The organism is Streptomyces sp. NPDC085931, from assembly GCF_044540565.1.
In the GTDB taxonomy this organism is placed as follows: Bacteria; Actinomycetota; Actinomycetes; order Streptomycetales; family Streptomycetaceae; genus Streptomyces.
The window spans coordinates 338,855-358,789 of the sequence record NZ_JBITSK010000004.1 but is presented as its reverse complement, the minus strand read 5'-3'; the positions used below and the strand labels follow the sequence as shown (position 1 = coordinate 358,789).

The following is a 19,935-nucleotide window of genomic DNA, read 5'->3' as shown; positions in this document are numbered from 1 at the left end:
ATGTGCCGACGACCGAACAATCGGTAGGTGAGGCGCATCACAGCCGACGTGCCTCCAAGCCGCTCCCACGAGGAGGTGCCGTCATGACGGTCATGGAGCAGCGGGGCGCGTACCGGCCGACCCCGCCGCCCGCCTGGCAGCCGCGTACCGACCCCGCACCGCTGCTGCCCGACGCCGAGCCGTACCGCGTCCTGGGCACCGAGGCGGCCGCCGAGGCCGACCCGGAGCTGCTGCGGACGCTGTACGCCCAGCTGGTCCGCGGCCGCCGCTACAACGCGCAGGCCACCGCCCTCACCAAGCAGGGCCGCCTCGCCGTGTACCCCTCCACCACCGGGCAGGAGGCCTGCGAGGTCGCCGCCGCGATGGTGCTCCAGGAGCAGGACTGGCTCTTCCCGAGCTACCGCGACACCCTCGCCGTGGTCGCCCGCGGCGTGGAGCCGGCCCAGGCGCTCACGCTGCTGCGCGGCGACTGGCACACCGGCTACGACCCCTACGAGCACCGGGTCGCGCCCCTGTCGACCCCGCTGGCCACGCAGCTGCCGCACGCCGTGGGCCTCGCGCACGCCGCCCGCCTCAAGGGCGACGATGTGGTCGCGCTGGCCATGGTCGGCGACGGCGGCACCAGCGAGGGCGACTTCCACGAGGCGCTGAACTTCGCCGCCGTCTGGCAGGCCCCGGTCGTCTTCCTCGTGCAGAACAACGGCTTCGCGATCTCCGTGCCGCTCGCCAAGCAGACCGCGGCCCCGTCGCTGGCCCACAAGGCCGTCGGCTACGGCATGCCCGGCCGCCTGGTCGACGGCAACGACGCGGCGGCCGTCCACGAGGTGCTCTCCGACGCCGTGGCCCACGCCCGCGCGGGCGGCGGCCCGACCCTCGTCGAGGCGATCACCTACCGCATGGACGCGCACACCAACGCCGACGACGCGACCCGCTACCGGGGCGACGCCGAGGTCGAGGCCTGGCGCGCGCACGACCCGATCGCGCTGCTGGAGCGCGAGCTGACCGCGCGCGGCCTGCTCGACGAGGCCGGCATCGAGGCCGCCCGCCAGGACGCCGAGACCATGGCCGCCGCCTTGCGCGAGCAGATGAACCAGGACCCGGTCCTCGACCCGATGGACCTGTTCACCCACGTCTACGCCGAGCCCACGCCCCAGCTGCTGGAGCAGCGCGAGCAGCTGCGGGCCGAGCTGGAGGCCGAGGCCGAGCCGGAGGAGGGCACGCACCGATGACCACCGTCGCCGTCAAGCCGGCCACCATGGCGCAGGCCCTCACGCGCGCGTTGCGCGACGCGATGGCCGCCGACCCCGCCGTGCACGTCATGGGCGAGGACGTCGGCACCCTGGGCGGCGTCTTCCGCGTCACCGACGGACTCGCCAAGGAGTTCGGCGACGACCGTTGCACGGACACCCCGCTGGCCGAGGCGGGCATCCTCGGCACGGCCGTCGGCATGGCCATGTACGGCCTGCGCCCGGTCGTGGAGATGCAGTTCGACGCGTTCGCCTACCCGGCGTTCGAGCAGCTCGTCTCGCACGTGGCCAAGATGCGCAACCGCACCCGCGGCGCGATGCCCCTGCCGCTCACCATCCGCGTCCCCTACGGCGGCGGGATCGGCGGCGTCGAGCACCACAGCGACTCCTCCGAGGCGTACTACATGGCGACTCCGGGGCTCCATGTCGTCACGCCCGCGACCGTCGCCGACGCCTACGGGCTGCTGCGCGCCGCCATCGCCTCCGACGACCCGGTCGTCTTCCTGGAGCCCAAGCGGCTGTACTGGTCGAAGGACTCCTGGAACCCGGAGGAGCCCGCGCCCGTTGAACCCATCGGCCGCGCGGTGGTGCGGCGCTCGGGCCGGAGCGCCACGCTCATCACGTACGGGCCGTCCGTACCCGTCTGCATGGAGGCGGCCGAGGCGGCCCGGGCCGAGGGCTGGGACCTCGAAGTCGTCGATCTGCGCTCCCTGGTGCCGTTCGACGACGAGACGGTGTGCGCCTCGGTGCGGCGGACGGGACGCGCGGTCGTGGTCCACGAGTCGGGCTCCTTCGGGGGCCCGGGCGGGGAGATCGCGGCCCGGGTCACGGAGCGTTGCTTCCACCATCTGGAGGCGCCGGTGCTGCGCGTGGCCGGCTTCGACGTCCCGTACCCGCCGCCGATGCTGGAGCGCCACCACCTGCCCGGTGTGGACCGGATCCTGGACGCCGTGGGGCGCCTGCAGTGGGAGGCCGAGAGCTGATGGCACAAGTGCTGGAGTTCAAGCTGCCCGACCTCGGAGAGGGGCTCACCGAGGCGGAGATCGTGCGCTGGCTGGTCGAGGTCGGCGACGTGGTCGCCATCGACCAGCCGGTCGTCGAGGTCGAGACGGCCAAGGCGATGGTGGAGGTGCCCTGCCCCTTCGGCGGCGTGGTCACGGCCCGCTTCGGCGAGGAGGGCCAGGAACTGCCCGTCGGGGCGCCGCTGATCACGGTGGCGGTGGGGGAGCGGACGCCGTCCGGCGACAGCGGTGACCCGGGCGCCGGGTCTTCGTCCGGCTCCGGTTCCGGTGCCGGGTCCTCGTCCGGTGGCGGGGCCGCGGGCTCGTCCCGTGGCGGTGGCACGGGCTCGTCCCGGGCCGGAGGCGACGGCTCGGGGAACGTCCTCGTCGGTTACGGCACGTCCGAGGCGCCCGCGCGGCGCCGCAGGGTCCGGCCGGGACGGCCGGTGACGGGTGCCCCCGCGGCGGCCGCCGCCGGTGGCGCGCGCCCCGGCGCCGCCGTGAACGGGCGGGACGAGGCGGCCCCGGGCGGCGGGACCGGTGCGGCCGGATCGGCCCGCGCGGCCGCACCGGCGGAGGCAGGCACCTCCGCCCGCCCGGTGAACGGGCACGCGGGCGGCCTCGCCGTCGACGACGGGCCCGTCCCGGTGATCTCGCCCCTGGTGCGCCGGCTGGCCCGGCAGAACGGCCTCGACCTGCGCGAGCTGACCGGCTCCGGCCCGGACGGGCTGATCCTGCGGGCGGACGTGGAGTACGCCCTGCGCGCGGCGGGCCGCGGCGGCACGACGGCCCGGGCGGTCCCGGCTGCCCCGGCGGCGGAACCGCACCCGGCCGTGGCGCGGACGGCGAGCGCGGCCGGCGCCGTGCGGACCGCGGACACGGCCGCCCCCGCGATCCGGTCGTCGGCGGCCCCGGCCCCCGGCGAGATCCGCACGCCGCTCAAGGGCGTCCGCGGCGCCGTCGCCGACAAGCTGGCGCGCAGCCGCCGGGAGATCCCGGACGCGACCTGCTGGGTGGACGCCGACGCCACGGAGCTGATGCGGGCCCGCGCGGCCATGAACGCGGCCGGCGGCCCGAAGATCTCCCTCCTGGCCCTGCTGGCCCGGATCTGCACCGCCGCCCTGGCCCGCTTCCCGGAGCTCAACTCCACGGTCGACACCGAGGCCAGGGAGATCGTCCGGTTCGACCACGTGCACCTGGGCTTCGCGGCGCAGACCGACCGCGGGCTCGTCGTCCCGGTCGTACGGGACGCGCACGCGCGCGATGCCGAGTCGCTGACCGCCGAGTTCGCCCGGCTGACCGAGGCGGGCCGGGCCGGGACGCTGACCCCGGCCGACCTGACCGGCGGGACCTTCACGCTGAACAACTACGGCGTCTTCGGCGTCGACGGCTCCACGCCGATCATCAACCACCCCGAGGCCGCCATGCTCGGCGTCGGCCGCATCGTCCCCAAGCCGTGGGTGCACGAGGGGGAGCTGGCGGTGCGCCAGGTCGTGCAGCTCTCGCTCACCTTCGACCACCGGGTGTGCGACGGCGGTGTGGCGGGCGGTTTCCTGCGGTACGTGGCGGACTGCGTGGAGCAACCGGCGGTGCTGCTGCGGACGCTGTAATTCCTGTTCCTTGTGCGAGCTGCGGCTCGTGATCGCGTCGCTTCCCCCGCGTTCCGTGTGATCGCGGGGGCACGCATACTCGGGGGGTGAGCGCACACCAGCCCCCAGGGGAACCAGGCGCCGCGACCGCTCCCGGCCGGCGGGCCGACCCCGTCGCCCACGACGCCGTCGCCCACGACGCCGTCGCCCACGACGCCGTCGGGTACGACGCCGTCGGGTACGACGCCGTGGTGCTCGCCGGTGGTGCCGCACGGCGCCTCGGCGGCGCGGACAAACCCGGTGTGCGCGTGGGCGGGCGGCCCCTGCTCGACCGCGTGCTCGCGGCCTGCGCGGACGCCGCAACCACCGTCGTGGTCGCCGCGCCCCGGCCGACCGCGCGTCCCGTGACCTGGGCCCGTGAGGAACCGCCCGGCGGCGGCCCGCTCGCCGCGCTCGCCGCCGGACTGCGGCACACCACCGCCGAGCACGTCGTGGTGGTCTCCGCCGACCTGCCGTTCCTCGACGGGACGACCGTCGGCCGGCTCCTGGACACGCTGCGCGCGAGCGGCGCCGACGGCGTGCTGCTGACCGACGCCGACGGCCGCGACCAGCCGCTCGTGGCCGCGTACCGCGCGCCGCGTCTGCGCGAGACGCTGGCGCACCTCACCGCCCGGCACGGCTCCCCGCACGGTCTTCCGCTGCGGCGCCTGGTCGCCGGACTGCACCTCACCCGCATCGCCGATCCCGTCGCGTCCTTCGACTGCGACACCTGGGACGACATCGCCACCGCCAGGGCACGTATCAGGGAGCATGGGCACGTGTTGGATGAATGGATCACCGCCGTCAAGGACGAACTGGGCATCGACCTCGACGTCGACACCCGCGGCCTGCTCGACCTCGCCCGCGACGCCGCGCACGGAGTGGCCAGGCCCGCGGCGCCGCTGACCACCTTCCTCGTCGGCTACGCGGCCGCACGGGCGGGCGGCGGCCCCGAGGCGGTCGCCGAGGCCGCCCGCAAGGCCGCGGCGCTCGCGACGCGCTGGGCCGAGGAGAGCACGTCCGGTTCCGCGCCGTCCGGCGCGGAACCGGCCGCCTCCGGACCGTCAGGCGCCGCACCGTCCGGCTCCGCACCGGCCGACTCCGGACCGTCAGACGCCGCACCGTCCGGCTCCGGACCGTCCGGCGTCGACGCCACCCGGGCCGACGTCGCTCCCGACGCCACCCCCGACACCCGGCCGGACGCCGGATGACGCCGCCCGGCAGCCGCACCGGTGAGGACGCCGAGGACCTCGACGTCGAGGAGGTGCTCGCCCTCGTGAACGACAGCAACGGCTCCTACGCGTCCCGCCCCGCCGCCCGGAGCGAGGCGCCGAGCACCTCCACGCCCCGGCAGCAGGACACCCCGGCACCCCCCGGCCGCCACCGCGCGACGCCCTGGCCGGAGGCCCGCGCCGTCGCCGAACGGTCCGCGCGCGACGCCGTCCGGGCCGCTCGCCGCACCCCCGTCTGCGTGCCGCTGGGCGACGCCCTCGGCCTCACCCTGGCCGCCCCGCTCGACGCCCTCACCGACCTGCCCTCCTTCGACACCTCCGCGATGGACGGCTGGGCGGTCGCCGGCCCGGCCCCCTGGGCCGTACGGGACGACGGCGTCCTGGCCGGGCACGCCGGACCGGAGCGCCTCGGCGACGGCGAGGCCGTTCCCATCGCCACCGGCGCCCGCATCCCCCAGGACACCAGCGCCGTCCTGCGCACCGAGCACGGCCGGACCGACGACAAGGGCCGCCTCTACGCCACCCGGGACGTCACGACCGGCCAGGACATCCGCCCGCGCGGCCAGGAATGCCGCACCGGCGACCAGCTCCTGCCCGTCGGCACCCTGGTCACCCCGGCCGTGCTCGGACTCGCCGCGGCGGCCGGGTACGACACCCTCACCGCCGTTGCGCGCCCCCGGGCCGAGGTCCTCGTCCTCGGCGACGAACTGCTCACCGAGGGACTGCCCCACGACGGGCTGATCCGGGACGCCCTCGGCCCGATGCTGCCGCCCTGGCTCCGCGCGCTCGGCGCCGAGGTCACCGCCGTACGGCGGGTGCGCGACGACGCCGACGCCCTGCGCGAGGCGATCGGCACCTCCGAGGCGGACATCGTCGTCACCACCGGGGGCACCGCGGCGGGACCCGTCGACCATGTCCACCCCACGCTGCGCCGGCTCGGAGCCGAACTCCTCGTCGACGGCGTCAAGGTTCGCCCCGGCCACCCCATGCTGCTGGCGCGCACCGCGGAAACCCAGCACCTGGTCGGTCTGCCGGGCAATCCGCTCGCCGCCGTCTCCGGGCTGCTGACGCTCGCCGAGCCGCTGCTGCGGATCCTCGCCGCGCGCCCGGCCCCGGAGGCGTACACCCTGGCGCTGCGCGACGGCGTCCAGGGACACCCGCACGACACGCGGCTCGTCCCCGTGGCCCTGCGCGGCGACCACGCCGTACCGCTGCATTACAACGGCCCGGCCATGCTGCGCGGCATCGCCGCGGCCGACGCGCTGGCCGTCGTACCGCCCGGCGGCGCGCGTCCCGGGCAGGAGGCGGAACTGCTGGACCTGCCCTGGGCGTCCGGAGGAATCGGGGTGTGTTTCACGTGAAACTTCCGGGCCAGGACGCGATCGCCCGCCAGGCCGACGAGCATCTGGTGACCCATCGCGTGAAGCTGCCGAGGAAGGTGGTGGAGCATCCGTTCCGCCAGGTCGCCAAACGGCTCTCCATGGCCCTGGTGGTCCTCGTCGCGACCGCGCTGATCGTCTACGCCGACCGCGAGGGCTACAACGACAACGCGGGCGGAGGCATCAGCCTCCTCGACGCGTTCTACTACGCGACGGTCACCCTCTCCACCACCGGCTACGGTGACATCACGCCGGCCAGTGAAAGCGCCCGGCTCACGAACATTCTCGTCGTCACGCCCCTGCGCGTGCTGTTCCTGATCATCCTGGTCGGTACCACCCTCGAAGCCCTCACCGAGCGCACCCGGGAGGAGTGGCGGCTGACCCGCTGGAGGTCCACCTTGCGCGATCACACCGTCGTCATCGGCTTCGGCACCAAGGGCCGGTCGGCGATCCGGACCGTCTGCGCGACGGGGCTGAAGAAGGAACAGGTCGTCGTGGTCGACCCCAGTTCCAAGGTGATAGACGCGGCGACCGCCGAGGGCTACGCCGGGATCGTCGGGGACGCGACCCGCAGCGAGGTGCTGAAGCGGGCGGAGGTGCACAAGGCCCGCCAGATCATCATCGCCACCCAGCGCGACGACACGGCGGTGCTGGTGACGCTGACCGCCCGGCAGCTCAACCGCGGGGCGAAGATCGTGGCCGCGGTGCGCGAGGAGGAGAACGCGCCGCTGCTCAAGCAGTCCGGTGCCGACGCCGTCATCACCAGCGCGAGCGCCGCCGGCCGGCTGCTCGGCCTGTCCGTGCTCAGCCCTTCCGCGGGCATGGTGATGGAGGACCTCATCCAGCAGGGCAGCGGCCTCGACCTGGTCGAGCGCCCGGTCGTCAAGGCCGAGGTGGGCAAGACGCCGCGCGAGGTCGCCGACCTGGTGGTCAGCGTCATACGCGGGCACCGGGTGCTCGGGTACGACGACCCGGCGGTGGGGAGGCTGGAGCTGACCGACCGCCTCATCACGATCGTGCGCAAGACACCGGCCATCCAGGTCACCCCCGACATCCGGCCCATGCACCGCGACTGACGGCGTCCTCGGCCCGGGCTGCACGGCACCGGCCCCCGCGCACAGCACCGGCCCCCGCGCACGGGACCGGTGCGCGGGGGCCGGTGCTGTGCGGCGGTGCTACTTCCGGTTGTACAGCCGCATCGTGACCGGCCCGAAGACCAGCACGAACAGTCCGGCCCAGCCCAGCGTCCAGGCCACCTCGTCGGCCGGCCAGTCGCCGGCCATCAGACCGCGCACCGCCGACGCCAGGTGGGTGACGGGGCTGTTGTTGACGAACGCCTGCAGCCAGCCCGGCATGGTCTTCGGATCGACGAAGACGTTGGACAGGAAGGTGAGCGGGAAGATCACCATCATGCTGACGCCCATCACCGACTTCTCGGTGCGCAGCAGCAGCCCGAACATCGTCCAGATCCACGAGAAGGCGAACGAGAACAGCACCAGCAGCGCGATCCCGGCGAGCACTCCCCCGACCCCGCCGTCCGCCCGGTAGCCGAGGATCATGCCGACGGTCAGCATCACCACCGACGCGATCGTGTACCGCAGGGCGTCGCCCAGCAGATAGCCGACCATGGTCGACGGCCGCCAGATCGGCAGGCTGCGGAACCGGTCGAAGACGCCCTTCTCGATGTCGGTGTTGACCGAGACGCCCGTGTACATCGTGATCATCACGACCGACATCACGAGGATGCCCGGCAGCAGGAACTGGATGTACTCCTTCGGCGAGCCGGCCAGCGCCCCGCCGAACAGGTACGTGTACATCAGCACCATCATGATCGGGAAGGCCGTGACGTCGAACAGCTGCTCCGGCACGTGCTTGATCTTCAGGATCGCCCGCCAGCCGAAGGTCATCGACGCCGACCAGGCGCTGGGCCGCGGCGGCCGCTCCTTGGCGATGAGCAGCGCGGCGAGGGACTCGGTGCTGACCGGGGCGAGTTCCTTGCTCTGGGTGGTCGTCGCGGTGCTCATGCCGCCACCTCGTCCTTCTTGTCGGTGGAGTGGTCGGTGGAGTGGTCGGTGGAGGGGCCGGGGGAGTCGTGCGTGTCGTGCCCGGTGAGGGCGAGGAACACCTCGTCCAGGCTGGGCTGGCCCAGGGAGAAGTTGTCCACGGTGATCCCGGACCGGGCCAGCTCGCTCAGCGCGCGGGCGGCCTGCTCGGCGGCCGAGTCGTCGCCGGCCGCCGAGCCGAGGCGGGCGGTCAGGGCCACCTGGTCGGGTTCCAGCTGCACCCGCGCGTCGAGCGTGCGGCGCAGCAGGTCGGCCGCGAGGGGACGCTGGCCGGCGTCGCGCAGCCGCAGATGGACCGTTCCGGCGCCGACCGACGACTTCAGCTCGCCCTTGGTGCCCTCGGCGATCACCCTGCCCCGGTCGATGACGGCGATCCGGGACGCCAGCTGGTCCGCCTCGTCCAGGTACTGCGTGGTCAGCAGCACGGTGGTGCCCTGGGCGACCACCGCCCGGACGATCTCCCACACCTGGTTGCGGCTGCGCGGGTCCAGGCCGGTCGTCGGCTCGTCCAGGAACAGCAGGTCGGGGGTGTTGAGGATGGACGCGGCGATGTCGATCCGGCGCCGCATGCCGCCCGAGTACTGCTTGACCTGCTTGCCCGCCGCCTCCGTGAGCCCGAAGGCCTCCAGCAGCTGCGCGGCCCGGGCGCGGGCGGCCTTCTTGTGGTGGCCGAGCAGCCGGCCCAGCAGGACCAGGTTCTCCGTGCCGGTGAGGTCCTCGTCGACCGACGCGTACTGGCCGGTCAGGCTCACCCGGCCGCGCACCTCGTCGGCCTCGCGGACCACGTCGTGCCCGAAGACGTGCGCCTGGCCGCCGTCCGGGCGCAGGAGCGTGGCGAGCATCTTCACGGTGGTGGTCTTGCCGGCGCCGTTCGGGCCGAGGACGCCGTAGACCGTGCCCGCGGGCACGGCCAGGTCGACTCCGTCGACGGCCCTCGTCTCGCCGAAGGTCTTCACCAGGCCGGCGGTCTCGATCGCCAGGCCGGACGTCTGCGTGCTCATGCTTCGGGTCCTTCCGGTGCACGGGGGCTACGCATGGGGAGACCTTTACCGTCGCGCAAACTCATCGGTCCCGCACACCGGTTTTCGCGAGGACCGGACCAAGGGACCAGCGGGCACCGGTCCGGCGACGGAGCGGACTCGGTCGCGGGACCGAGGGGTAGCGTCCCCTTCATGTATGCGATCACGATTCCCGAACCCGGTGGGCCCGAGGCGCTGGTCTGGGACGAGGTCCCCGACCCGGTGCCCGGCGAGGGCGAGGTCCTGGTCGAGGTGACGGCCGGGGCCGTCAACCGCGCCGACCTCCTGCAGCGGCAGGGCTTCTACGACCCGCCGCCCGGTGCCTCCCCCTACCCGGGCCTGGAGTGCTCCGGGCGTGTCGCCGCGATCGGCCCGGGCGTCTCCGGCTGGAACGCGGGCGACGAGGTGTGCGCGCTGCTGGCCGGCGGCGGCTACGCCGAGAAGGTGGTCGTCCCGGCCGGGCAGCTGCTGCCCGTGCCCGAGGGCGTGGACCTGAAGCAGGCCGCGGCGCTGCCCGAGGTGGTCTGCACGGTCTGGTCGAACGTCTTCATGGTCGCCCACCTGCGCCCGGGCGAGACGCTGCTCGTGCACGGCGGCTCCAGCGGCATCGGCACCATGGCCATCCAGCTGGCCAAGGCCCTCGGCGCGCGCGTCGCCGTCACGGCCGGCACCAAGGAGAAGCTGGACCGGTGCGCCGAGCTGGGCGCGGACATCCTGGTCAACTACCGGGAGCAGGACTTCGTCGAGGAGGTCAGGAAGGCCACGGACGGTGCGGGGGCCGATGTCATCCTCGACAACATGGGGGCCAAGTACCTGGAGCGCAACGTCAGGGCGCTCGCCGTCAACGGCCGGCTCGCGATCATCGGCATGCAGGGCGGCGTGAAGGGCGAGCTGAACATCGGCGCGCTGCTGGCCAAGCGGGCCGCCATCACCGCCACGTCGCTGCGGGCCCGGCCGCGCGAGGAGAAGGCGGCCATCGTCGCGGCCGTCCGCGAGCACGTCTGGCCGCTGTTCGCCGGCGGCCGGCTGCGCCCGGTCGTGGACCGCGAGCTGCCGATGCAGGAGGCGGCCGCCGCGCACCGGGTCGTGGAGGAGAGCGGCCACGTGGGCAAGGTCCTGCTGATCGCACCGCGCAGCGCCTGACGGCTGCGGCGCCGACCACAGCGGAAGCAAGGCAGGGCCCCCGGGGCTCTCCCCAGGGCCGTCCCCCCCCCCGGGGCGGTCGCCGGTGGTCTCCGCGGAGCGCCTAGTACGGGCCCGGGCGGCGCAGGCGGAGGCCGACGAAGGCCAGGGCGAGACCGAGGCCGATCAGCACCAGCCCGCTGCCCAGCGGCAGGATCCGCAGGACCGGCCCGGCGGGGCGGTCGGCCCGGGCGGCGGCGGCCTCCCGCACGGGCGGCTCCGCCGGGGCGGCGGGGGGCGGGAGGGCGGCGTCGGACACCTCGGGCGTGGCGGTGCGCTCAGCGGCGTCCGGCCCCTCCTCGGTGCTCTCCGGCCACGCCGTCCGCCCCGGCCGCTCCCGCCCCTCGCCCGCCCGGCTCCCGGCCCGTGACGGCTCCCCGGGCCCGGACGGGGCGGGCCGGGCGGACGGGGCGGCGACGGCCCCCGCAGCGGTCACGTCGGCGTGGGGCGGCACGGCGGCATGGGAACCGACGGTTCCCATCGGTGTGATGACCGCGCCCGCCCCCAGGGCGACCACCAGTCCCGTCGCCCGCAGTGCGCGTAGCCATGGAGTCACGTGGGTGACCCCCTCCCGCCGTGCCCGGTGGGGCAGAAACGGCAAGTTCGGTCATATCGAGGCCCTCAGCCTCACACCGCCCCGCCCCCGCGGCACTCCGGATTCGGCCGACGGACGGAATCGCCGGAAGGCGACGGCCGGGGCGGAGCAACCCGGCGCCCGGCCGGCACGTCTTCCCGGACACGGTGGATCAGCCTCACCCGGGGGCACACACAGGTGAGGTGCAGGCGTGCGAGAGAATGGCGGCATGGAGATGCCGAGGAACGAAAGGTCGCCGGAGAACCCGCAGATCCTGGTGGTCGGCCAGGACGGCATGGCGCTCGGTGGCGGCAACGGAGACGACGACTCCCGCGAGACCCCGGTGACGGAGATGGTGGAGCAGCCCGCCAAGGTCATGCGGATCGGCAGCATGATCAAGCAGCTTCTGGAGGAAGTGCGCGCGGCTCCCCTGGACGAGGCCAGCCGGGTCCGGCTCAAGGAGATCCACGCCAGCTCGGTGAAGGAGCTGGAGGACGGTCTGGCGCCCGAGCTGGTCGAGGAACTGGAGCGGCTCTCCCTGCCCTTCACGGACGAGGCGACCCCCAGCGACGCGGAACTGCGCATCGCGCAGGCCCAGCTGGTCGGCTGGCTGGAGGGTCTCTTCCACGGGATCCAGACCACCCTCTTCGCCCAGCAGATGGCGGCCCGCGCCCAGCTGGAGCAGATGCGCCGCGCCCTCCCGCCCGGCGTCGGCGGCGACGGCCCCGACGAGCAGCAGCTCGGCGGCCGCTCCGGCGGCCCGTACCTGTAGACCCCGGCAGGGCTCCACGGACGCAAGGGCCCGGCGGCCGAAGCCGCCGGGCCCTTCCTCATGTCCGTGCCGCGCGGGCCGTCAGGACGGCGGGTTGCCCGTCGAGACGTTCAGCTCGATGGTCGGCATGTCGTCCGGGTCGACGTCGGTGCCCTTGGACGGGAACTGGTTCATCACCGTGCCCTGGCCGTAGGTGTTCTCGTCGACGTCCTTGGTGTCGATCTGCCAGCCGGCCGCCTGGGCGCAGGCCTTGACCGACTGGATGTTCTTGAACTTGAAGTCCGGGACCTCGATCTTCTCGGGGTCGTTGTACGACTCCTGCGGCTCGGTGCACTCCGTCGCCTCGATCGTCTTCGTCGGGTCCGGACCCCGGTAGCCGGGCTTCTTCTCCGCGGAGGCCGACGCGCTCGCGCTGCCGCTGCCGCCGCCCTTGTCGTCCTCGCTGCCGCCGTTGAGGAGCAGCGCCGTGACGAGGCCGCCGACCGCGACGACGGACACGATGATCGAGCCGATGATCACCGGCTTGTTGCTCCGGCCGCCGCCCGAGGGCGCGGACCCGGACCGGGGCGTCAGGTTGTACGGCGGCGGGGTCGACGGCCCGGGCTGCGGGGAGTACGCGGCCGGGTTCGGCGTCGGGTAGCCGCCCTGCTGCGGATAGCCGTAGGCCGGGGACGGGGCGGGCGTGCCGTACGGGTTGGGCGGCGGGGTCGGCTGGTACGGCGTCTGCACCTGGCCCGACGGGGCCGGGGCCGCCTGGTCGACCGGCGGGAACACGGCCGAGCCGACGCCCGCGCCGCTCTGCGCCGGCGTACCCGGCACGATGCTCGGCGGTGCGGGCTGCAAGGACGCCGCCACGCGCAGGCACTCGCCGCGCATGGCCTCCGCGCTCGGGAAGCGCTCGTTCGGGTTCTTCTTCAGGGCGCGGGCGATCAGCGCGTCCACGGCCGGCGGCAGCGCCCGGTTGATCGTGGACGCGACCGGCGGCTCCTCCTGGACGTGCGCGTAGGCGATGGCCAGCGGCGAGTCGGCGTCGAACGGCAGCCGGCCGGTGACCAGCTGGAACAGCATGATGCCGACCGAGTACAGGTCGGAGCGGGCGTCGACGCCGCGGCCGAGGGCCTGCTCCGGCGAGAGGTACTGCGGGGTGCCGACGACCATGCCCGTCTGCGTCATCGACGTCACACCCGACTGCATGGCGCGGGCGATGCCGAAGTCCATGACCTTGACCACACCGCGCTTGGTCATCATCACGTTGCCCGGCTTGATGTCCCGGTGGACCAGGCCCATCTCGTGGCTGATCTCCAGCGCGGCCAGCACATCGGCGGTGATCTTGAGCGCCTTGTCGGCGGGCATCGCGCCCTGCTGCCGCACGTCCTCGTCGAGCACGGAGCCGAGCGGGCGGCCCTCGACGTACTCCATGACGATGTACGGCGTCGTCATGGAGTCGAGGGTGTCCTCGCCGGTGTCGAAGACCGAGACGATGTTGGTGTGCGTGAGCTTGGCCACGGACTGGGCCTCGCGGCGGAACCGCTCGCGGAAGGCCTGCTCCCGCCCGAGGTCCGTGTGCAGTGTCTTGATGGCGACCTGCCGGTCGAGCACGCTGTCGTACGCGAGGTGCACCGAGGCCATGCCGCCCTGGCCGAGCAGATCGCGCAGCTGATAGCGGCCGTTGGCGAGCGCCCGCCCCGTGTACTGGCCCTGTGCGCCGTCCTGGCTCATGTTCCCCGTCCCCCGTAGCCCTTGCAGGCGCCGCCGACTGTCGCTGATCCGCCGTTGATCCACACGGTCATTCCCGGCCAAGTCTGCCCCAGGGCACTGACACGTCAAGCTCGGTGCCCGTTCCGTGACCGTACGCGAAAGAAGCGTCGCGGAAGCGTTACAGGGGGCGTACGGGCGGCACACGGAATTTGCACGACAGTGCGGAGTGAAGGTTTCATGGCCCGTCCGTCTCGTGCCGGTCCTGGCACCCCGTCTCGGACCGGAGGCTTGCGCGGAGGCTGTAGCGTGGCCGACGGAGACCGTAACAACACCGCGCGCACCGCGGGCAGAAACGACGGCGAGGACTGATGGCACAGCAGCAGCGCGCTCAGGGCCCGTCCGACCCCGAGGCGACTGGCAGCGGCATGTCGGACGCGCCGGAGTCCTGGGGGAACGGCGGGCTGGTCGGGGACGGCCGGTACCGGCTGACCCACAGACTCGGCCGGGGCGGCATGGCCGAGGTGTTCGCCGCCGAGGACGTGCGCCTCGGGCGCACCGTCGCCGTGAAGCTGCTGCGCTCCGACCTCGCCGAGGACCCGGTGTCCAAGGCGCGCTTCACGCGTGAGGCCCAGTCGGTCGCCGGCCTCAACCACCACGCCATCGTCGCCGTGTACGACTCCGGCGAGGACTTCGTCGGCGGCCAGTCCGTGCCGTACATCGTCATGGAGCTGGTCGAGGGCCGCACCATCCGCGACCTGCTGCTGAACGCCGAGGCGCCCGGTCCCGAGCAGGCGCTGATCATCGTCTCCGGTGTGCTGGAGGCGCTCGCCTACTCGCACCAGCACGGCATCGTGCACCGCGACATCAAGCCGGCCAACGTCATCATCACGCACAACGGCGCCGTGAAGGTGATGGACTTCGGCATCGCCCGCGCCCTGCACGGCGCCTCCACGACGATGACCCAGACCGGCATGGTCATGGGCACGCCGCAGTACCTCTCCCCCGAGCAGGCCCTCGGCAAGGCCGTCGACCACCGCTCCGACCTGTACGCCACGGGCTGCCTGCTCTACGAGCTGCTCTCGCTGCGCCCGCCCTTCACCGGCGAGACCCCGCTGTCGGTGGTCTACCAGCACGTCCAGGACATCCCGACCCCGCCGTCCGAGGCCTCCGACGCCTGCCCGCCGGAGCTGGACGGCCTGGTCATGCGCTCGCTGGCCAAGGAGCCCGACGACCGCTTCCAGACGGCCGAGGAGATGCGCGGACTGGTCCAGTACGCGCTGCAGATGCTCTACGACCAGGGCGGCCACACCGGCACCTGGAACACCGGCCCGGTCGACCTGCACGACGGCCGGCACACCCCCTCGGGCGGCTTCGCCGGCACGGCCGTGATGGGCATGGGCCACCCCGGGGACGCCTCCGGCACCACGCAGATCCCCTCGCCCGTCCTGCCCGCGGGCTACGGCAACGGGGACGACGGCGGCTTCGAGGGGCAGGGCAACCGGGGCGGCGGCCGCGGCAAGCTGTGGATCCTCGCCGTGCTCGCGGTGATCGCGGTCGCCGCGGGTGTCGCGCTGGCCCTGCAGAACACCGGCGGCGGCAAGGACGACCCGGGCAAGAAGCAGTCGCCGACCAGCTCGCAGACGACCGAGGACAAGAAGCCCAGCGAGACGCCGAGCGACGACGCGACCGACCAGCCGACCGACACCTCCACGGACGACGGCACCGGCACGGGCAACGGCAACGGCAACTGGACGCCCTCGTACACGCCGTCCTACACGCCGTCGCAGAGCGCCCCCCAGTCGCCCACCGGCGAGCCGACGGACGAGCCCACCACCGAGGAGCCGACCGGCGAGCCGACCGACGAGGAGCCCACGGACCCGGGCGGGACGCCGACGGGCGACGCGGCCGGCGGCACCGACGCGGGCACCACGACCGGTGTCGTCGGCGGCCCGGGCGGCGGCGAGGGCGGTGGCTGACCGCCGGTCAAAAGCGTGCCGTTCGGGCACGCCGGGAGAAGAACTCTTCCCGTGACCTGGGTCACCGGGTTAACGTGCGGTAGCTCCGGCCTCCTGCAAGGCTGTGACCAGGGCCCTTTCGCCGCCTTCCCGATTTACTTGGATATCCAAGCAAAATCGCAGGTCAGAGGGGGTTTCACAGAGATGTGGCGCACTGGGTAACGTGCTTTCTGCAGGGCGCTCGCCGGGGCACCTGTCACGCCTGTCCCCGGCCGAGTGGCACCCACCCCGTGTCCCGTGGGCCGAGAACAGGTGAGCCGCTCCCCCAGGCTCACAGAGCAAGGGGGATCCCCAGGCCTACCGGCAACCCCGGGAGCCGGACCGACGGAGGAGCACACGTGACCGTGGAGAGCACTGCCGCGCGCACACCGCGACGCAGCGCCGGAAGCAAGGCCGGCACCACCGGCACCAAGCGCACCACCCGCACCACCGCCAAGAAGGACGCCGGCGCCAAGGGCACCGAGCCCCAGCTCGTGCAGCTGCTGACGCCCGAGGGCGAGCGGGTCGAGAACGCCGAGTTCGACAAGTACGTCGCCGGTGTCACCCCGGAAGAGCTCCGCGGCCTCTACCGCGACATGGTGCTCACCCGCCGCTTCGACGCCGAGGCGACCTCCCTGCAGCGCCAGGGCGAGCTGGGCCTGTGGGCCTCGCTGCTCGGCCAGGAGGCCGCCCAGATCGGCTCCGGCCGCGCCCTGCGCGACGACGACTACGTCTTCCCCACCTACCGCGAGCACGGCGTCGCCTGGTGCCGCGGCGTGGACCCGACCAACCTGCTCGGCATGTTCCGCGGCGTGAACAACGGTGGCTGGGACCCCAACGGCAACAACTTCCACCTCTACACGATCGTCATCGGCTCCCAGACCCTGCACGCCACCGGCTACGCCATGGGCGTCGCCAAGGACGGCGCGGACAGCGCGGTGATCGCCTACTTCGGCGACGGCGCCTCCAGCCAGGGCGACGTGGCCGAGTCGTTCACCTTCTCCGCGGTCTACAACGCCCCCGTGGTGTTCTTCTGCCAGAACAACCAGTGGGCCATCTCCGAGCCGACCGAGAAGCAGTCCCGCGTGCCGATCTACCAGCGCGCCCAGGGCTTCGGCTTCCCCGGCGTCCGGGTCGACGGCAACGACGTGCTCGGCTGCCTCGCGGTCACCCGCTGGGCGCTGGAGCGGGCGCGCAGCGGCGAGGGCCCGACCCTCGTCGAGGCGTTCACGTACCGCATGGGCGCCCACACCACCTCCGACGACCCCACCCGCTACCGGGGCGACGAGGAGCGCCAGGCCTGGGAGGCCAAGGACCCGATCCTGCGCCTGCGCCGCTACCTGGAGGCCTCGGGCCACGCGGACGAGTCGTTCTTCGCGGAACTGGAGACCGAGTCCGAGGCGCTGGGCAGGCGCGTGCGCGAGGCGGTCCGGGCCATGCCGGACCCGGACCACTTCGCGATCTTCGAGAACGTCTACGCGGACGGGCACGCGCTGGTCGACGAGGAGCGCGCCCAGTTCGCCGCGTACCAGGCGTCCTTCGCCGACGAGGGGGGTAACTGAGATGGCCGAGAAGATGGCACTGGCCAAGGCGATCAACGAGTCGCTGCGCCGCGCTCTGGAAGCCGACCCCAAGGTCCTGATCATGGGTGAGGACGTCGGCAAGCTGGGCGGCGTGTTCCGGGTGACGGACGGCCTGCAGAAGGACTTCGGCGACAGCCGCGTCATCGACACCCCGCTCGCCGAGTCGGGCATCGTCGGCACCGCGGTCGGCCTGGCCCTGCGCGGCTACCGCCCGGTGGTGGAGATCCAGTTCGACGGCTTCGTCTTCCCCGCGTACGACCAGATCGTCACGCAGCTCGCGAAGATGCACGCCCGCTCGCTGGGCAAGGTCAAGATGCCGGTCGTCGTGCGCATCCCCTACGGCGGCGGCATCGGCGCGGTCGAGCACCACTCGGAGTCCCCCGAGTCGCTCTTCGCGCACGTGGCGGGCCTGAAGGTGGTCAGCCCCTCGAACGCCTCGGACGCCTACTGGATGATGCAGCAGGCCATCCAGAGCGACGACCCGGTGATCTTCTTCGAGCCCAAGCGCCGCTACTGGGACAAGGGCGAGGTCAACACGGAGGCCATCCCGGGCCCGCTGCACAAGGCCCAGGTGGTCCGCGAGGGCACCGACCTGACCCTGGCCGCCTACGGCCCGATGGTGAAGCTCTGCCAGGAGGCCGCCGACGCGGCCGCCGAGGAGGGCAAGAGCCTGGAGGTCCTGGACCTGCGCTCGGTCTCCCCGCTCGACTTCGACTCGGTCCAGGCCTCGGTGGAGAAGACCCGCCGCCTGGTCGTCGTCCACGAGGCGCCGGTGTTCTTCGGCTCGGGCGCGGAGATCGCCGCCCGGATCACGGAGCGCTGCTTCTACCACCTGGAGGCCCCGGTGCTGAGGGTCGGCGGCTACCACGCCCCGTACCCGCCGGCCCGCCTGGAGGAGGAGTACCTGCCGAACCTGGACCGGGTGCTGGATGCCGTCGACCGCTCGCTGGCGTACTGAGGAGAGGGCCGTGACGACGATGACGGAAGCGTCCGTGCGCGAGTTCAAGATGCCCGACGTGGGCGAGGGGCTCACGGAGGCGGAGATCCTCAAGTGGTACGTCCAGCCCGGTGACACGGTCACCGACGGGCAGGTGGTGTGCGAGGTCGAGACGGCGAAGGCGGCCGTCGAACTGCCCATCCCCTACGACGGCGTGGTCCGGGAGCTGCACTTCCCGGAGGGCACCACGGTCGACGTGGGCACGTCGATCATCGCGGTCGACGTGAGCGGCGGTGCCGCCCCGGCGCCCGCCGCCGAGCCGCGGCCCGAGGCCGCCGGGGCCCCGGCCGAGCCGAAGCCGGAGGGCTCCGGCCGCCAGCCGGTCCTCGTCGGCTACGGGGTGGCGACCTCGTCCACCCGCCGCCGCCCCCGCAAGGGCCCGGAGGTCCCGGTCCAGCAGGCCTCGGCGGCGATCCACACCGAGCTGAACGGCCACGCGCCGGCGGCCCAGGCCCCCGCCCCGGCCGCCCCCGCCCCGGCCGCCCCGGCCCCGGCGGGTGCGGACCGCCCGCTGGCCAAGCCGCCGGTGCGCAAGCTGGCCAAGGACCTGGGCGTCGACCTGACGACGGTCGTCCCGACCGGCCCGGACGGCATCATCACCCGCGAGGACGTGCACGCGGCCGTGGCCGCGACCGCCTCGGAGGCCCCGGCCCCGGCCCCGGCTCCGGCCGCGACGCCCGTCCCGGCTGCCGCCCCGGCCTCGTACGACACCGCGCGCGAGACCCGCGTGCCGATCAAGGGCGTCCGCAAGGCGACGGCGGCCGCGATGGTCGGCTCGGCGTTCACCGCGCCGCACGTCACGGAGTTCGTGACGGTCGACGTGACGCGCACGATGAAGCTGGTCGAGGAGCTGAAGCAGGACAAGGAGTTCGCGGGCCTGCGCGTGAACCCGCTGCTGCTCATCGCCAAGGCGCTCCTGGTCGCCATCAAGCGCAACCCGGAGATCAACGCGTCCTGGGACGAGGCCGCCCAGGAGATCGTGGTCAAGCACTACGTGAACCTGGGCATCGCGGCCGCGACCCCGCGCGGGCTGATCGTGCCGAACATCAAGGACGCCCACGCCAAGACGCTGCCGCAGCTGGCGGAGTCGCTGGGCGAACTGGTGGCGACGGCCCGCGAGGGCAGGACGTCGCCGGCGGCCATGCAGGGCGGCACGGTGACGATCACCAACGTCGGCGTCTTCGGCGTCGACACGGGCACGCCGATCCTGAACCCGGGCGAGTCCGCGATCCTCGCGGTCGGGGCGATCAAGCTCCAGCCGTGGGTCCACAAGGGCAAGGTGAAGCCCCGTCAGGTCACCACGCTGGCCCTCTCCTTCGACCACCGCCTGGTCGACGGCGAGCTGGGCTCGAAGGTCCTGGCCGACGTGGCGGCGATCCTGGAGCAGCCCAAGCGGCTCATCTCCTGGGCGTAGCCGGCGCACACGAGAAGGGGGGGGGGCCCCCCCCGGGGGGGGGGCCCCCCCCCCCCCCCCCCCGGGGTGAGAGGTGTTGTCCGGGGTGTGGTGGAAGATCGCGCGGGGGAGTGGGCGGGGGGCCCTGGGGGTGGGCGCGGCACAGGCCCCCA

At 73.5% G+C, this 19,935-nt stretch carries 16 protein-coding genes; 12 read left to right on the top strand and 4 right to left on the bottom strand.

Features of this window, described 5'->3' with window-relative positions; genetic code table 11:
• The first annotated feature begins 83 nt into the window (after nt 1–83).
• The 6 genes from pdhA (ACIGAN_RS10365) to ACIGAN_RS10340 all read left to right on the top strand — a co-directional run bounded on the left by pdhA (ACIGAN_RS10365) (nt 84) and on the right by ACIGAN_RS10340 (nt 7,563).
• The gene (pdhA, locus tag ACIGAN_RS10365; protein ID WP_365099368.1) at nt 84–1,229 is read left to right on the top strand and encodes a pyruvate dehydrogenase (acetyl-transferring) E1 component subunit alpha; all 1,146 of its coding nucleotides are present in this window, start codon (nt 84–86) and stop codon (nt 1,227–1,229) included.
• Nucleotides 1,226–2,230: an alpha-ketoacid dehydrogenase subunit beta gene (locus ACIGAN_RS10360; protein WP_399856629.1), complete on the top strand. Its 1,005-nt coding sequence runs from the start codon at nt 1,226–1,228 to the stop codon at nt 2,228–2,230. Before pdhA (ACIGAN_RS10365) ends, ACIGAN_RS10360 begins: the two co-directional genes overlap by 4 nt.
• Entirely contained in the window at nt 2,230–3,858 is a 1,629-nt protein-coding gene (locus tag ACIGAN_RS10355) for a dihydrolipoamide acetyltransferase family protein (protein ID WP_399856627.1), read from the top strand. The genes ACIGAN_RS10360 and ACIGAN_RS10355 overlap by 1 nt, the downstream gene beginning before the upstream one ends.
• 86 nt (nt 3,859–3,944) lie before the next feature.
• Nucleotides 3,945–5,087, top strand: a complete 1,143-nt coding sequence (locus tag ACIGAN_RS10350; RefSeq protein ID WP_399856625.1) for an NTP transferase domain-containing protein — start codon at nt 3,945–3,947, stop codon at nt 5,085–5,087.
• Nucleotides 5,084–6,469, top strand: coding sequence for a molybdopterin molybdotransferase MoeA (locus tag ACIGAN_RS10345; RefSeq protein ID WP_399856623.1), 1,386 nt, complete (start codon nt 5,084–5,086; stop codon nt 6,467–6,469). The genes ACIGAN_RS10350 and ACIGAN_RS10345 overlap by 4 nt, the downstream gene beginning before the upstream one ends.
• Nucleotides 6,466–7,563, top strand: coding sequence for a potassium channel family protein (locus ACIGAN_RS10340; RefSeq protein WP_365098920.1), 1,098 nt, complete (start codon nt 6,466–6,468; stop codon nt 7,561–7,563). The genes ACIGAN_RS10345 and ACIGAN_RS10340 overlap by 4 nt, the downstream gene beginning before the upstream one ends.
• Nucleotides 7,564–7,662: 99 nt before the next feature.
• Here ACIGAN_RS10340 and ACIGAN_RS10335 read toward each other — a convergent pair whose 3' ends face one another.
• Nucleotides 7,663–8,511 (bottom strand): ABC transporter permease, encoded by an 849-nt coding sequence (locus tag ACIGAN_RS10335; RefSeq protein ID WP_399856621.1) that lies wholly within the window; start codon nt 8,509–8,511, stop codon nt 7,663–7,665.
• Nucleotides 8,508–9,551, bottom strand: coding sequence for an ATP-binding cassette domain-containing protein (locus ACIGAN_RS10330; RefSeq protein ID WP_399856619.1), 1,044 nt, complete (start codon nt 9,549–9,551; stop codon nt 8,508–8,510). Before ACIGAN_RS10330 ends, ACIGAN_RS10335 begins: the two co-directional genes overlap by 4 nt.
• Nucleotides 9,552–9,722: 171 nt before the next feature.
• Between ACIGAN_RS10330 and ACIGAN_RS10325 the strand changes: the two genes are divergently transcribed.
• Complete coding sequence (locus ACIGAN_RS10325) at nt 9,723–10,712, top strand: NAD(P)H-quinone oxidoreductase (RefSeq protein ID WP_365736346.1); 990 nt, start codon at nt 9,723–9,725, stop codon at nt 10,710–10,712.
• A 103-nt stretch (nt 10,713–10,815) separates the two neighbouring features.
• On the opposite strand, the gene ACIGAN_RS10320 is transcribed toward ACIGAN_RS10325, so the two are convergent.
• Entirely contained in the window at nt 10,816–11,307 is a 492-nt protein-coding gene (locus tag ACIGAN_RS10320) for a hypothetical protein (protein ID WP_399856617.1), read from the bottom strand.
• A 247-nt stretch (nt 11,308–11,554) separates the two neighbouring features.
• Here ACIGAN_RS10320 and ACIGAN_RS10315 point away from each other — a divergent pair, with 247 nt between their 5' ends.
• Complete coding sequence (locus ACIGAN_RS10315) at nt 11,555–12,097, top strand: bacterial proteasome activator family protein (protein WP_309096781.1); 543 nt, start codon at nt 11,555–11,557, stop codon at nt 12,095–12,097.
• 81 nt (nt 12,098–12,178) lie between these two features.
• Here ACIGAN_RS10315 and ACIGAN_RS10310 read toward each other — a convergent pair whose 3' ends face one another.
• Nucleotides 12,179–13,816, bottom strand: coding sequence for a protein kinase domain-containing protein (locus ACIGAN_RS10310; protein WP_365736342.1), 1,638 nt, complete (start codon nt 13,814–13,816; stop codon nt 12,179–12,181).
• A gap of 347 nt (nt 13,817–14,163) precedes the next feature.
• Here ACIGAN_RS10310 and ACIGAN_RS10305 point away from each other — a divergent pair, with 347 nt between their 5' ends.
• The 4 genes from ACIGAN_RS10305 to ACIGAN_RS10290 all read left to right on the top strand — a co-directional run bounded on the left by ACIGAN_RS10305 (nt 14,164) and on the right by ACIGAN_RS10290 (nt 19,783).
• Nucleotides 14,164–15,771 carry a protein kinase domain-containing protein gene (locus ACIGAN_RS10305; protein WP_399856614.1) on the top strand — a complete coding sequence of 536 codons (1,608 nt, stop codon included), beginning with the start codon at nt 14,164–14,166 and terminating at the stop codon, nt 15,769–15,771.
• A 377-nt stretch (nt 15,772–16,148) separates the two neighbouring features.
• The gene (gene pdhA, locus ACIGAN_RS10300) at nt 16,149–17,351 is read left to right on the top strand and encodes a pyruvate dehydrogenase (acetyl-transferring) E1 component subunit alpha (protein WP_365098927.1); all 1,203 of its coding nucleotides are present in this window, start codon (nt 16,149–16,151) and stop codon (nt 17,349–17,351) included.
• Nucleotide 17,352: 1 nt separating this feature from the next.
• The gene (locus ACIGAN_RS10295; RefSeq protein WP_399856611.1) at nt 17,353–18,330 is read left to right on the top strand and encodes an alpha-ketoacid dehydrogenase subunit beta; all 978 of its coding nucleotides are present in this window, start codon (nt 17,353–17,355) and stop codon (nt 18,328–18,330) included.
• A gap of 10 nt (nt 18,331–18,340) precedes the next feature.
• Nucleotides 18,341–19,783, top strand: coding sequence for a dihydrolipoamide acetyltransferase family protein (locus ACIGAN_RS10290; RefSeq protein WP_399856609.1), 1,443 nt, complete (start codon nt 18,341–18,343; stop codon nt 19,781–19,783).
• Nucleotides 19,784–19,935 lie beyond the last annotated feature (152 nt).

What these genes read in the sequence shown, in the direction of transcription:
- pdhA (WP_365099368.1), top strand. Translation starts at nt 84, where the DNA reads ATGACGGTCATGGAGCAGCGGGGCGCGTACCGGCCGACCCCGCCGCCC.
- ACIGAN_RS10360 (WP_399856629.1), top strand. Translation starts at nt 1,226, where the DNA reads ATGACCACCGTCGCCGTCAAGCCGGCCACCATGGCGCAGGCCCTCACG.
- ACIGAN_RS10355 (WP_399856627.1), top strand. Translation starts at nt 2,230, where the DNA reads ATGGCACAAGTGCTGGAGTTCAAGCTGCCCGACCTCGGAGAGGGGCTC.
- ACIGAN_RS10345 (WP_399856623.1), top strand. Translation starts at nt 5,084, where the DNA reads ATGACGCCGCCCGGCAGCCGCACCGGTGAGGACGCCGAGGACCTCGAC.
- ACIGAN_RS10335 (WP_399856621.1), bottom strand. Translation starts at nt 8,511, where the DNA reads ATGAGCACCGCGACGACCACCCAGAGCAAGGAACTCGCCCCGGTCAGC.
- ACIGAN_RS10330 (WP_399856619.1), bottom strand. Translation starts at nt 9,551, where the DNA reads ATGAGCACGCAGACGTCCGGCCTGGCGATCGAGACCGCCGGCCTGGTG.
- ACIGAN_RS10325 (WP_365736346.1), top strand. Translation starts at nt 9,723, where the DNA reads ATGTATGCGATCACGATTCCCGAACCCGGTGGGCCCGAGGCGCTGGTC.
- ACIGAN_RS10315 (WP_309096781.1), top strand. Translation starts at nt 11,555, where the DNA reads ATGGAGATGCCGAGGAACGAAAGGTCGCCGGAGAACCCGCAGATCCTG.
- ACIGAN_RS10310 (WP_365736342.1), bottom strand. Translation starts at nt 13,816, where the DNA reads ATGAGCCAGGACGGCGCACAGGGCCAGTACACGGGGCGGGCGCTCGCC.
- ACIGAN_RS10305 (WP_399856614.1), top strand. Translation starts at nt 14,164, where the DNA reads ATGGCACAGCAGCAGCGCGCTCAGGGCCCGTCCGACCCCGAGGCGACT.
- ACIGAN_RS10295 (WP_399856611.1), top strand. Translation starts at nt 17,353, where the DNA reads ATGGCCGAGAAGATGGCACTGGCCAAGGCGATCAACGAGTCGCTGCGC.